This window comes from Maridesulfovibrio frigidus DSM 17176, assembly GCF_000711735.1.
Taxonomy (GTDB): domain Bacteria; phylum Desulfobacterota; class Desulfovibrionia; order Desulfovibrionales; family Desulfovibrionaceae; genus Maridesulfovibrio; species Maridesulfovibrio frigidus.
The window spans coordinates 515623-529694 of sequence record NZ_JONL01000001.1 but is presented as its reverse complement, the minus strand read 5'-3'; the positions used below and the strand labels follow the sequence as shown (position 1 = coordinate 529694).

The window sequence follows — 14072 nt, the reverse complement described above, 5'->3', positions numbered from 1 at the left end:
CTAGGCTGATATTGAAAGTGTGTTTACTCAGTTTTATTATAAGATCTGTAGGTCGTTTTGTTGCGTCTTAGCTGATACTTTCTAACCGCTCTGTTATGTTCTTCCAGGCTCTTGCTGAAATAGTGAGCGCCATTTCCTTTCGCTACAAAGTAGAGGTAGCTGTGTTCTTCAGGATTGATTGCAGCTTTTATGGACTCAAGTCCCGGTGAACAAATCGGGCCGGGCGGAAGGCCTCTGTGCTGATATGAATTGTACGGATTGGCTTTATCTTTTATGTGCTTCTTTCTGATATTTCCATCAAATGTTTCACCCAGACCATAAATAATGGTGGGGTCTGCCTGCAACAGATAGCCACGCTTTAAACGGTTGGTGAAAACTCCGGCAATTCTTCTGCGTTCGGTTGCGTCACCAGTTTCTTTTTCTACCAGTGAAGCTAGAGTAATTATTTCGTGAATTCTTTTAGGTGATGGAAGTTTGCCATTCCATGCTTTTAGTGCTGCTTTACGGAATTCCTTTAGCATCGTTTCCACAAGTATCTTGCCGGAATTTTCTTTCGGGCGAGTCAACAAGTACGTTTCAGGGAATAAGTAGCCTTCAGCGTTCTTAGCTGGAATGGAATATTTGGCGAGCAGTTCAGGGCTTGTTGCTGCTGTTTTAAAGTCAGCGTAGGTTGTAAGCTTTGAGTTTTGCGCGGCTTCTGCTGTCTTCCACCATGAAAGACCTTCGCGGACGGAAAATTTATGCATAATGCCGGAAGTTGTGGTCAGCAGTTCCAACACTTGAGGAGCCGTCATATTGGTCCAGAGGTTGAATTCTCCGGCTCTGACTTTGTTCTCCTTCCCTGCCGCCTGTGCAAGCTTACGAAATCTTTTAGAATCAATGATCAAGCCTTGAGCATCTAGATTCTCAGAGATGGTCCATAGAGGTTGTCCGGGAGCCACAGTGAATAGAATTTCCTTACCCTCTGTTTCCGGAGGCATATTAAGAAATTCCCATGACTGATACATAAACCATGAACCTACGATCATCATTGCCATGCAGGTCAGAGCTAGGGCCGGAAGTACGAAACGAAGGACTATGCCCTTGCTTGCCACGTTTCCAGAATTATTTTCGCGGCTTGGCTGTCCAGATTCTTCTTTCTTTTCTTGTCCCAAAGTCCTGCCTCCTTAAGCTCATATTCAGCTGCAACAGAGCTTAATCTTTCGTCAACGAGATGTATTGGAAGATCGGTACGCCTGCCCATTGATGTCGCAAAGTTGCGGACCTGACGGGTGGTTAATGTATCTTCTCCGCTAAGAGACAGAGGAAGGCCGATGACTATTTCATCGACCTTCTCTGTTTCAATTATTTCCAGTAGTTCGGCAAACATTGCGTCGCGGGTCGTTTTAACCATGACTTTAAAGGGATATGCAAGAATCCCTTCGGCGTCTGTCATCGCGATACCTATGCGCTTTGTTCCGAAATCTATTCCTATAGTTTTCATGAGTTTAAGAAGACTATTCCGTCTTGGCGCTTAGCACTTTCAAGCATCTTTTTAAACTCTTTGCGCCACTTAGGTCCACCCATCAGCTCTGCTACATACTCGACTGTGTGTAGCACCTTGTTTTGCTTCTTAAGTGTCGCCATGTTGCGCTTGATTCCAACCTTACATGAAGGACAACCAACAAGTACTGGAGTGCTCTTATCCTGACCATGTAGGTCTTGGCTGAGCTGTCCGGCTTTGCGATCGCGTAGTTTATTGTAAATAGCAGGGCTGGATATCGCGCCAAGGCCGGATTCTCCGCAACAACCAGGAGAAAGAGTTACCTTGCTTCCAAGGATACTTTCGAGGGCTTGTGTGTAGATAACCGGAGCTTTAGATTTTGGAATATCTGTCCACTCAGTGTGACATGATGCGTGGTAAACAACTTCTTCACTGGCAGGCAATCCGTGGAAATCAAGGTTGCCCGGGTTGGTCAGAAGATACTGAACCGCATCACAGCGTTTGAGTTTTTTGCCTACTTCCTGAGTGAAGTCGTAAGATTCGATGGATTCGCGGCATGTTCCACAAGCAGTGATGATTGTGGATATATTCATGCCTGCGATATGAGCTTTAGCTATCTTATACTGAATGTCACTGATATTGCGGTGACGGTTAGTATTGTAAGCTTCGACACAACCACTGGATAGTAGTGGGTATCCGCAACATAAATGTTTAGCGGGCATAACCACGTTCACACCAGATTTAAGCAACAAGTAAAGAGTTGCCATTCCGATTGATCTGGAGAACAGGCTCGCGCCACATCCTGGGAAGTAGAAAACGCTGTCCGCAGCAGATGTGCTGTTCAGGAACATGGAACCTGTGTCGAGAGATAAATCTTCTCCGAGGTTTTTGAAGTCCATGGCAGGTGTCTTGCTGTGAAGCATAGGGGATTCCATGCGTCGACGCCAGTGTCCGGGAATAAGTCCTAGAGCCTTACTTTGCAGTGAAGCGGACAGGGACAAAAACTTGGCAACTTTCGGCAATCTACTCTGCGGGTCCTTAGAAATGAAGCCGAGGGCTGCATTCTTAATAGGGTGTCCGCTGTCTCCCTTATATTCAAGGAAGCTCCTGATCTGTAAGGCGGCTCCTGCGGAGTCAATTTTAACTGGGCATACTGAAGTGCAACGTCCGCAAGCAGTACAATGTTCCATCAATTTCCTGAGTCTTGCCATAAGATCAGGGGATGGCTCACCGCGCTGTACCTGTGAGTAATATATGGCCTCAATAAGTGCGCCGAGCGAGATGTTTTTATTTCGCGGATGATGCATTAGGCCCTGTTCAGGATAATACATCGGACAAACCTGCTTACATTTACCACAACGTGTACAAGTTTGAATGTTGCGAAGCAGTTCAATCAGGTGTTCTTTATCTTTGATTGCGGTTTTTTCGAGATCATTGATAAGCCTGTTGAATGAGAAAGTGTAAGCCGCTGCAGGCAATTCCCTACGGGTAAGTTTGCCCGGATTGAGAATGTTGAGCGGATCTACTTTTTCCTTATATTCTCTGATCGCCGTAATTTTTGCTTCAGAAAGGTATTCAATCTTAGTGATACCGATTCCGTGTTCGCCGGAAACTTCACCATTAAGCTCAAGAACTTTTTTGAAAACATCATCTACTGCTTCATGCGCACTGTGTAGCATGTCCGGATCATTGGAGTTGACCGGGATGTTTACATGGCAGTTACCGTCACCGGCATGCATGTGGTTAGCAATGATGATGCGTTGCTCTTTAAGCTTTTCAAAAAGCTTATGAATTTTAGAATCCAGCTTAGGGAACTCTTCGCGCAATTCCTGAAAGAGGTAGTGAACCTGACTTTCAAGCTCCTGATCACTCATATCCATGCCGGTAATTTTGCCTTTGAGGATATCTGTAGTTCTTTCAAGAGCAAGCTCAACTTTCGGCTCTTCAATCGGGAAACCTTGAAGTTCCTTAACGGACAACAGGGAACGGCGATAAATCTTAGCCAGATAGATGAGGTTCAGATCTTCCAAGAAGTCGGAAAAATCTGGGATAACTTCGATCGGGATTACGATATCTTCGTTGACCTTGAAACCGGAAGTACGCTTCGCAATGGCAGAGAGTTTGTGTCTGTCTTCCCAGAAAAGCTCAGCTTCTTTATCATCGCGTGCTGCGAAGATATCCACTGAATCATATGGCTGAACAATTGATAGAATATTGTCCACTGCATTTTGCAGTGCGTCTTCATCATCAGAATCAAGCTGAAGTATGAGGACGGAAATAGGATCGCCTTCGTAGCTTTCAGATTTCTTTTCGTACTTAATAGCCTGTACATATTTGGGGCCGAATTCTTCAAGAGCTGAAATCTTAACCAGATCTCCCTCTTTCCTGATGGTGTCACGCAATCCGACGATATCTTTGATAACAAACATGGCATTGCGCATGGAGCGGCCGAAAAACTCAAGGCAAAGTACACGCGAAAGTGCTGGCTTTGGATACAGAGTGAAGCATGCTTCAGTAATGATACCATCAACGCCTTCTTTCTGAACTCCGGGCAGTCCACCAAGGAACTTGTTTGAAACGTCTTTACCAAGTCCCGGGCTGCGAATTTCCGCAGCGGTGAGAACCAGAGTTTCAATCAGTTTTCCTTTGTTATCAAAAACTTCAAAGGTTGCGGATTCGTCAGTGAAAATCTTATGGCGCGGGTGATCCTTACGGCAGACTTCAATGATGTCTCCCTTCGGCATAACCATTTTGTAGCTCTGAATATTATCAATGGTACAGCCGTATTCAAAGGCAAAAGGTCCACCTGAGTTTTCGGAAACATTACCACCGATAGATGATGCTGATTTTGAAGCAGGGTCAACGGTGAACAGAGTGTTCTTTTTTGCCGCAGCATTGATTGCATCAAGAGTTATTACTCCAGATTGGGTGCACATGATCATTGATTCTGTGTCAACGCTCAAAATCTTTTTAAATTTTGAAAGCGAAAGAATCGCGGTGCGCTCAAGGGCTGGAATAGCTCCGCCTGTAAGTCCGGTTCCTCCGCCTCGCGGAATGATGCCGAACTGCATGTCGTTTGCTAAACGGACAATAGCTTGAACCTGCGCAGTATCTTCAGGGAATAATATTGCAATCGGAAGCTCAATTCTTAAGTCAGTTGCATCTGTTGCAGAGTGAACCAGTTTGCCCGGCTCAATGCTGATACCTGATTCAGGAAGGATTTCTTTGAGCTTTTCAATTAGCCGTTTTCTGAACTCGATGTCTGCATCATGCTTGAGCCAGAAACTTTCCACCGCGTGTGTTAGTCTTTGAGGATATTCTCCTGAAAGAGTCGGCCGCGCAAGGGTCAGGTTTCTAGAAACAGACTTGCGAACTAGTTCTGGGTCGATGAACGGGTTGTAGCGAACTAGAAAAAGTTCCGCAGCAATGCTTTCAGCAAGGGTGCGCACGTTTTCAGGCCAGCCTTTAAAGTCGAATGGATTTAAGCCGAGGACTCTTGATAGAAGAGCTTCGGAGGCAATTGAAATATGTGGTCCTAATTGAGGCATAATATCTTACCGTGAATTATGTTGTAGTCTAAGGGCAGAGCTGCCCGAGAAGAAGAAAAAAGGAAATATAGGGGGCGTCTTGATGAAATGCAAGTATGTATTTCAAGCCTGCGTTATTTTTTTTTCTTGCCAATCGTTCCATTAATAATAGGCAGGCTTTAGTGTTTGTAAAGGCGTATCCACCTAAAAGCTTGACATAGAGGCCTGTTCTAAAAGAATATTCCTTTTCAATAATTTGCATTTATAACGTAATAATGCCTTTAAAATATAGTTAAGATGAGGAAATAAAAATGATTGGAGATGATTTCGCAGAGCTTAAACTGTTTATTACTGGTCCCATAATGCTTCGTAATGAAGTGCGTCAGGCAGGACTTTTGCCGGAATTTGGACATCGCGATAGTGAAAATCTTAAGCGTTTTGAATCCATAATGCGCAATTTGCTTATAATTGCCGGTAACCCGGAAGGATATACTCCAATTATTTTTAACGGATCAGGGACCAACGTTCTGGAAGCATCGGTTAGATCTCTTATTTCTGATACGGATAAAGTGCTAAATGTTTCCGTAGGAGCTTTTGGTGACCTTTATGGCAAATTATCATCTACTAATGGTAAAAACGTAGAGCTCTTGAAGTTCCAATATGGATCAGCAGTAGATTTGAAAGTTTTAGAAGAGGCCATAGTGCAGCACAAGCCAGATGTTGTGACCTTTACCCATAATGAAACTTCTACAGGTGTGATCAATGATGTGGTCGCCATATGTAAGCTTATCCGATCTCATGGGGCATTGCCTGTTGTGGACGGGGTAAGTCTTTTCGGTGGAGCTTCTTCAGCAATAAGTGAAGCTCGTCCTTTAATGTACTGTACCTCAACTCAGAAATCTCTGGGCTTACCTGCCGGATACGGTATCGGATTTGTCAGTGATGAGGCTCTTGAAAAAGCTGAGAAAGTTCAAAACAGGGGTTACACTACTGATATTTTGGCTCAGGTAACCAAGGCGAAGTTGAATCAGACTTTGACCACTCCAAATGGAACTCTCGGTAATCAGATGTGCGTGCAGCTTGATTATATAGTGAACAGTGAGACTGTCGATGGACGTTTTAAGCGTCATGAAGAAATGCGTTCTATAGCCCATGCGTGGGTCGCAACAATGGAAGGGTATGAACTTTTTGCGCAGGAAGGGCATCGTTCGCCAACTCTGACTACTGTGAAAACTCCGTCTCATATGACCATTGATCGATTAAAAGAAGTGAAAGAGCTCATGCGCGCTCACGGATATCTGTTCGATCCAGGTTATGGAAAGATAAATAAAGAATTACAGGATCAAGGCTCTTCTCCAATATTCAGAGTAGGGCATATGGCCGATATAATGCCTGATATGCTTAAGGATTATTTGGAAATACTTGGTGAAGTTCTTCGTGGATTTAAATAATTAGCACTGATTTATTATAAGATTTTAAGGCCTGAATTTGTTGTTATACAGATTCAGGCCTTTTTTGTTTTAAGGCTTGTTCATAATGGCACAAAGACTTTTTTAGCATGGCTTTAAATCTGTAATTTGTAGGATTTAGGCTCGTATACTCTTTGTTTTTAGAATAAAAAATCATGCTATGTGAAAAAAGTCTCATGGCCCGTGAGACGTTGGTGTTGTTGAGAAAAGCAGTAAGCAGTAGGCTTTTCAGGGAAGTGGTGGGTGCAGAAATGTTGTGTAGATGTCTTGACATGGGCTCGGATGCAGAATAACTGTTTTTTCCGACTGAGTGCTCAGTCGGTTTTTTTCAAATGGAGGAATAATGACTAAGATGTCGAAGAAGAAGGCTGCTATTTTGGAGGCAGCTACGGCCCTTTTCGCTACCAAGGGTTTTACAGATACTCACATGAGTGAATTATCAAGTATTACCGGAGCAGCGGAAGGTACTATCTTTTATCATTTCAAAAATAAGGAGCACATACTCCTTACCATTCTGTCTGCTACAAAAGAGAGTATTGTTGATGAATTCAATGTTCATATGGATGAGCGTGAATTCAAAACAGGAATGGAAATGATGGATGAGGTTGTTGCTTTTTACCTTCTTCTTGCTGGGCGTATGGAATATCAATTTCTCATTTTGCAGAGCCTCTTTATTCATCGACTGGCAGCCAGTAAAGCTGAATTCAGAGAAAACATGGAAGCCATCTATAATTGTTTGCTTACGTTTTTTGAGCAGGCGATTATCACCGGGCAGGAAGATGGTTCCATTGGTGATGTAAATCCTAGGAAAAGTGCACTCATAGTCTTAACGATGGTCGATGGGCTAGTGAGATTCAAAAATTTTAATCTTTACGATGCGGGCGCCATGTTCAATGAATTTATTGAATCTGTCCGCAGGATGTTGCAACCAAACTAGAGGTGTTTATCTGATGCTTACTCGAATTTTTCCTTTCTTGGGCTGGTTCAAAAAGTACAGCAACGCAGCTTTCAGGGCCGATATTATTTCAGGTCTGACTGTTGCTCTTGTACTTATCCCTCAGTCCATGGCGTATGCACAGCTTGCAGGAATGCCAGCTTACTACGGCTTGTACGCCTCCTTGTTACCTCCTATGGTAGCTGCACTTTTTGGTTCCAGCCGTCAGTTGGCGACTGGTCCTGTTGCGGTTGTTTCTCTTATGACCGCAGCCTCCCTTGAACCGCTGGCAACCGCGGGTAGTCCGGGCTTCATCGCCTACGCGCTACTCCTTGCGTTGTTAGTTGGAGCCTTCCAGTTCTTGCTGGGCGTACTTCGCCTAGGGCTGGTTGTTAACTTCCTGTCTCATCCGGTTGTTAACGGCTTTACCAACGCAGCGGCAATCATCATTGCATCTTCACAGCTTTCAAAAATGTTCGGCGTTTATGTTGATAAAGCTGAACTCCATTTTGAAACGATCATGCGAGTTTTCACCAGTGCATTGCATTATACTCACTTGCCGACACTCGGTATGGGGGTATTGGCGTTTGCCATCATGGTGGGGCTGAAGAAGGTCAATCCTAAAATACCAAACGTACTGTGCGCGGTTGTAATCACAACTGTAATTTCCTGGGCGACTGGATTCAACCATGACACAATGGTTGATGTTACCACGATTCAGGACAAGCAAGCGCAGACTTTGATTGCAGACTTTAATGACAGTGTTGCTGGGATTGATGCTTTGGCTACGAAGCGTGCGACTATTTCTGCTATCGAAGACTCAGCAAAAGCTTCCAAAGACGTAATTGGATACTATGACGCTGAACATGACCTTAGCGTTGTGAATTACGAAGCGAAACTTCTCAAACATAAATCTCATGTTTACCGCGAAACTCTTAGAAATCTACTTTTCAGTGGAGTTGAGCAGGCGGACGGCACAATTCAGTTCTTCCTTCAGGACGCAGTTCCCGGCGGCATGACTGCTGATGGCCGCACTTGGCGCCTCAAGGTCGGCAACAAAGCTTTAAATACTGCTTCCCTCAAAATGATGGGTGGTGGAGCTGTTGTTGGTACCGTTCCTTCTGGTTTTCCAGAAGTTGCAATACCTAGTTTTGACCTTAAAATTATCTTAAAACTTCTCCCATTCGCAATTATCATTTCTCTTCTCGGTTTCATGGAAGCTATTTCCATTGCAAAAGCGATGGCAGCTAAAACTGGGCAGAGACTTGATCCTAATCAGGAACTTATCGGTCAGGGACTTGCTAATATGCTCGGTGCTTGCACAAGCAGTTATCCCGCATCCGGTTCATTCTCGCGTTCAGCGGTTAACTTGCAATCCGGCGCGGTAACGGGACTTTCGAGTGTTTTCACGACCGTTGTTGTTGCGATAACTCTGTTGTTTTTTACTCCCTTGCTATATAATCTGCCACAGGCAGTTCTTGCAGCGGTAATTATGATGGCTGTTATTGGTCTGATTAATGCCTCAGGTTTCATGCACGCATGGAAAGCACAGAAATATGACGGAGCTATCTCCATCATTTCTTTCGTAGCTACTTTGGCTTTTGCTCCGCACTTGGACAAAGGTATCATCATCGGGGTTGCGCTTTCCTTGGCAGTCTTCCTCTACAAGAGCATGCGTCCTCGTGTTGTTGCTCTTTCCAAGAGTGATGATGATGTGTTGCGTGATGCTCAGTCTCACGCTCTTAGAGAATGTGAGCATATTGCAGTTGTCCGCTTTGAAGGACCATTGTTCTTTGCAAATGCTAGTTTCCTTGAAGATCAGATCACTGATCGTATGATGGAAATGACGCATCTAAAGCACATCATTTTGGTTTGTAACGGAATAAACGATATTGATGCATCTGGTGAAGAAGCTCTTTCTCTTATCGTAGAGAATGTACGCAGTGCCGGGCTCGATATTTCACTTTCCGGAGTGAACGAAGCTGTTCTAGTTGTACTTGAACGCACTCACCTTCTTGAGAAGATAGGAAAGGATCATATCTACTCAGATGCTGATAGCGCTCTTTGTAGTGTTCACGATCAGTCTCACAGAGGCGGAACTGAACAAGATTGTCCTCTCACAACTTACTGTCGCATAAATAGCAACTCCTAGTGGAGGTTAACAATGTCTGATATCCTTATATTCAGCGGACTGTTCTGCAAAGCGGAATCCGTAGTTAAACAGCTAGTTGCTGATACTGGTTGTAGTTTGGTAAGTGACCAGGATTTGGTTGCACAGGCTGCAAAGCTGAGCAACATGTCTGAAAAAGCGATTAGGAAGGTTTTTTCTCATAAGACCTCCATTTTTAATAAGTTCAGTCACGAAAAAGAAAGATCGGTAGCGTGGCTCAGGCTCGCTCTTGCCGAAAGATTGGTTAATGGCGACGCTCTGATCGTCTCTGGGTTTGTAGCACAGCTACTTTCTCAGCCCATCGCTCATGTTCTCAAAGTCTGTATCATTGATGATGTTCAGAAGAGAATTGAAATTGCAGCAGGCGAAGGTCATTCTGAAAAGGATGCCGTCAAAGCTATGCAGCATAGTGATGAAGAGAAAACAGTATGGGTTAGAGAGCTTACTGGGAATAAAGATCCTTGGGCAAGCAAACTCTACGACATAGTAATTCCTGTTGGTAAAACCGGCGTGGAAGAATCTGTCGCTCTCATTAAAAAACAACTCGGTAATGCAGCAGTTCAGGTTTCGGAAGAAACTAAACTTGCCGCGCAGGATTTCCTGCTTGCCGCTAAAGTGGAAACTGCACTCGTCTCTAAGGGACATAATGTTGTAGTTACTGCTAAAGCTGGTGATGTTACTCTTGCTATTAATAAAAAAGTTCTGCTTGTTGAGCGTCTTGAAAAAGATTTGCGCGAAATTGCAGAGCCTCTTGATGGTGTAACAAACGTGTCCGTGAAATTTGGTAAGGAATTCTATGAGGCTGATATTTATCGTCGCATGGATTTTGAACTTCCTTCACGAGTTCTGCTTGTTGATGATGAACGTGAGTTTGTTAAAACTCTCTCCGAAAGACTGCTTATGCGTGACCTTGGTTCTCATGTCGTATATGATGGAGAATCTGCGCTTGAGTTGGTTCAGGATGATGAACCTGAAGTTATGATTCTTGACCTCAAAATGCCTGGTATCGACGGCATGGAAGTTCTGCGTAAAGTTAAGTCAAGCAGACCGAATATTGAGGTGATCATTCTCACAGGACATGGTTCTGAGCAGGATAGAAAAACATGTATGGATCTTGGGGCATTTGCTTACTTGCACAAGCCTGTAGATATCGAAGTTCTAAGTAGCACGCTTAAAGAAGCATACGCGAAAATTCGCAATGCATAATTAGTATCCCCGGAGCGAGCCATGTCATTAAAAGGACTTCTTCGACCAGAATTCTGGAACGCGGATAGAAGCTCTGCGGGACCTTACAAGAGTTTATTCGACTATAAGCGTCTTTGGCGTTTGTGTTTTATGCTTCTTGTCGGGGTTTCGCTGACACCGTTGTTCATCATGGCTTTTATTGACTTCAATGTCACACGGGGAGCAGTAAAATCAGAAAATGTGCTCAGGGGGGCTCGGACAACCTCCAATACCCGTCGAGCAGTATCGTACTTTCTGGAGGAACGGAAATCGGCTTTAGAGTTGATAGTTAAACTTGACGATTTCCGTTCCTTTAAGAGAAAGGAGCATCTCTCTGAAATGCTTTTTGCGCTCAAAGACAGTTTTGGCGGGTTTATTGATCTGGGTATTATTGATGAAGAGGGTAAGCAGGTCTCATATGTAGGTCCACATGATCTTGAGGGTAAAGATTATAAGGGGCAGGCATGGTTTAAGCAGGCTGTTGAACAGGGAACTTATATTAGTGATGTGTTCCTCGGCTTCCGCGACAGCCCTCATTTAGTGATTGCTGTTAAGCATTATACCGATAAAGAACATTTCAAAATTTACCGCACAACTCTGGATACTACGCAGTTTAATGGAATTATTTCGTCCCTCGATTTGTCGGAAGATGAAGATGCATTTCTTGTTAACACTAAGGGCATAATTCAGACTCCATCCAAATGGAACGGTGATGTCTTTTCAAAGATTACGTTCCCATTGCCGGACAGATCATATCGCACAAAAGTAGAAGAAGTTTCTCTTCGTGAGAACTATCCTGCGCTTGTTGGCTATGCCTATATCGAAGGAACTCCCTTTGCTATAATGGTTGTTAAGCCTGAAGCAGAATTTGTTGACGCATGGATCGAGACTCGCGACACACTCACGTGGATATCTTCAATAAGTGTTGTCGTTGTTCTTATTGTTATGTGGGCAGTTGCTTCTTATCTGGTAGACCGTATTTATATTGCGGACATGACCCGTTCTAAGTTGTTGCAACAGATGGAGCATCATAACCGCATGGCTTCTATCGGTAGGCTTGCTGCCGGAGTCGCTCATGAAATCAATAACCCGCTTGCCATTATAAATGAAAAGGCTGGTTTGTTGAAAGACTTGTTCACTTTCAGCCAAACTTATAATGCAGATGAAAGAGTTCTCGGCCTTGTTGATTCCGTGATAGGATCTGTTGAAAGGTGTGGACGAATTACAAAGCGCCTTCTTGGATTTTCTCGGCAGGATGATGTTGAGCTTAGGCCCGTGCTTCCTAAAAAGGTCGTTGATACTGTGTTAAGTTTCTTAAACAAAGAAGCTGAGTACAGATCCATTGATGTTTCTGTTGATGTGCAGTCTGGCATATTTGAGATTGTCACCGATCGCGGTAAGCTCGAGCAGGTTCTTCTTAACCTGATAAGCAATGCTTTTCAGGCCATGAAAGATGGCGGAGTATTAGAGGTTGTAGTTGCTAAAGGCGACAAAGGTAAACTTGATTTTTCAATAAAAGATGATGGATGCGGCATTCCCGCTTCTGATCTTAAAAAAATATTTGAACCGTTTTATTCTACTAAAAAACAAACAGGTGGTACTGGTTTGGGATTATCCATTACATATGGCCTTGTTCAGGATCTTGGCGGAAGTATGACAGTAAAAAGTGAAGTTGGCGAAGGAACAGAATTTAGTTTTTCACTTCCTGTCAGCCCTAAAAATAAGGGGGAAAGTTAGGTATGAAAATATTACTTGTAGATGATGAACTTGAGCTTGTTTCAGCTCTTGCAGAACGCCTTTCTTTTCGTGGTTTTGAAGCTGATTGGGTTACTTCCGGTGAAGAGGCAATGGATAAAATACTTGAAAAGGATTACGTACTTGCAATCCTGGATGTTAAGATGCCGCGCATGAGTGGCCTTGAATTAAGAAAGAGGCTTGAGCATCTTCGCCCGGGCTTGAAATACATATTCCTTTCCGGGCATGGATCGGAAGACGATTACAACGCAGGCGCAGCAAAATCTGATTCGTACTTTGTTAAACCTGTTAAGATCGAAGATCTTGTTGAAAGCATCAACATGGCTTTGGGTAATTAAAATTTTTTGGAGGGTAGTTGTATGGGATCATCTGATACTGTTCAAGGTCGCGACGGGCTTTGCTTTTTCGGTAAAGTGAGCGCAACTATTTCTCATGATGTGAAAAATGTGCTGGCTATCATTAATGAAGAGGCCGGTCTTTTACAGGATTTATCGCTTATGGCGGGGCAGGGGATGGAACTTGATCCGGAACGTCTTGTCAAATTGGCAAAAAAGATTCAAAATCAAGTTAAGCGCGGCGACACTATCATAAAAAATATGAATAAGTTTGCCCACAGCGTGGATGTTCCCGAAAGTGAAGTAGATTTTTATGAAATGACATCGCTGGTGGTTGCCTTATTTACTAGAATGGCCGCATCAAAGTGTGTTACTGTCGTCCTCAAAGAAGGGGAGATGGTTGCAGGTAAATGTGATCCCTTTGTAGCTGAAATGCTAATTGCAAGGTGCCTTGAAGTCAGTATGGACAGCGCTGGTAAAAATCATGAAATAATTGTTGAAGTTTTTACGAAAAATAGCGAAAGAGTAATATCTGTACACGGACTAAGACTGGAAGTGGCAGAAAATGACTTACAAGCGATAGAAGCCCTCTCAAAGAATGCCGGTGCGTCATTAATTGTTGCGCCGCAGGACTCATTGTTAGAAATTATTTTTTAAGTGTTCATAGTGTGACTTAACTCTTAATTTAGTTGGAGAAAGCCATGGCTGAAAAAGTACTGTTAGTAGATGATGAAAAAGAATTTGTGGAAGGACTTGCCGAGCGTATGGAACTACGCGGCATGAATGTAGATACATGTACAAATCCTGAAAAGGCTCTGGATATGGTAAATGGTGATTCATATGATGCTATCATTTTGGATTTACAGATGCCGGGTGTTGACGGAATTGAAGTTCTCAAACACATCAAAAAAAATAAGCCGGAAATGCAGGTGATCCTTCTTAGCGGCCATGCTACTGTAGAAAAAGGGATTGAAGCAATGAAATTGGGCGCAATGGATTTCGTTGAAAAACCAGCAGATATAGATGTGCTTACTGAGAAAATCAAAAAAGCTCAGGCCCGTAAAATGGTTTTAGTCGAAAAAGCGACTGAGAAAAAGGTGAAGGATATTATAGAACATAAAGGATGGTAACATCCGTTTTTTTAACCTTGATGTATCGTTCTAAAATAGATTGAA

The 14072-nt window shown here is 43.4% G+C and carries 11 protein-coding genes; 8 read left to right on the top strand and 3 right to left on the bottom strand.

The features are described 5' to 3' along the window. Positions 1-23: 23 nt before the first annotated feature. From mltG to BR06_RS0102530, 3 genes are read right to left on the bottom strand one after another with little or no spacing between them, the layout of a single operon-like run. Positions 24-1154, bottom strand: a complete 1131-nt coding sequence (mltG, locus tag BR06_RS0102540) for an endolytic transglycosylase MltG (RefSeq protein ID WP_235727642.1) — start codon at positions 1152-1154, stop codon at positions 24-26. Next, the gene (gene ruvX / locus BR06_RS0102535) at positions 1076-1483 is read right to left on the bottom strand and encodes a Holliday junction resolvase RuvX (protein ID WP_031479803.1); all 408 of its coding nucleotides are present in this window, start codon (positions 1481-1483) and stop codon (positions 1076-1078) included. The genes mltG and ruvX overlap by 79 nt, the downstream gene beginning before the upstream one ends. Then, positions 1480-5031, bottom strand: coding sequence for an FAD-binding and (Fe-S)-binding domain-containing protein (locus BR06_RS0102530; protein ID WP_031479801.1), 3552 nt, complete (start codon positions 5029-5031; stop codon positions 1480-1482). The genes ruvX and BR06_RS0102530 overlap by 4 nt, the downstream gene beginning before the upstream one ends. 290 nt (positions 5032-5321) lie before the next feature. Between BR06_RS0102530 and BR06_RS0102520 the strand changes: the two genes are divergently transcribed. The 8 genes from BR06_RS0102520 to BR06_RS0102485 all read left to right on the top strand — a co-directional run bounded on the left by BR06_RS0102520 (position 5322) and on the right by BR06_RS0102485 (position 14027). Continuing rightward, entirely contained in the window at positions 5322-6461 is a 1140-nt protein-coding gene (locus BR06_RS0102520; protein ID WP_031479797.1) for a pyridoxal-phosphate-dependent aminotransferase family protein, read from the top strand. Positions 6462-6822: 361 nt separating this feature from the next. Beyond that, positions 6823-7416: a TetR/AcrR family transcriptional regulator gene (locus BR06_RS0102515; RefSeq protein ID WP_031479795.1), complete on the top strand. Its 594-nt coding sequence runs from the start codon at positions 6823-6825 to the stop codon at positions 7414-7416. A gap of 13 nt (positions 7417-7429) precedes the next feature. After that, a complete protein-coding gene (locus BR06_RS0102510) occupies positions 7430-9565 on the top strand; it encodes a SulP family inorganic anion transporter (RefSeq protein ID WP_031479793.1) in 2136 nt (711 codons plus the stop codon). Between the two features lie 12 nt (positions 9566-9577). After that, complete coding sequence (locus BR06_RS0102505) at positions 9578-10789, top strand: response regulator (RefSeq protein WP_031479791.1); 1212 nt, start codon at positions 9578-9580, stop codon at positions 10787-10789. A 21-nt stretch (positions 10790-10810) separates the two neighbouring features. After that, positions 10811-12544: a sensor histidine kinase gene (locus tag BR06_RS0102500; protein ID WP_031479789.1), complete on the top strand. Its 1734-nt coding sequence runs from the start codon at positions 10811-10813 to the stop codon at positions 12542-12544. A gap of 2 nt (positions 12545-12546) precedes the next feature. Further along, positions 12547-12900, top strand: coding sequence for a response regulator (locus tag BR06_RS0102495; protein WP_031479787.1), 354 nt, complete (start codon positions 12547-12549; stop codon positions 12898-12900). 21 nt (positions 12901-12921) lie between these two features. Then, complete coding sequence (locus BR06_RS0102490; RefSeq protein ID WP_031479785.1) at positions 12922-13554, top strand: HAMP domain-containing histidine kinase; 633 nt, start codon at positions 12922-12924, stop codon at positions 13552-13554. A 44-nt stretch (positions 13555-13598) separates the two neighbouring features. After that, positions 13599-14027 (top strand): response regulator, encoded by a 429-nt coding sequence (locus tag BR06_RS0102485; RefSeq protein ID WP_031479783.1) that lies wholly within the window; start codon positions 13599-13601, stop codon positions 14025-14027. Positions 14028-14072 lie beyond the last annotated feature (45 nt).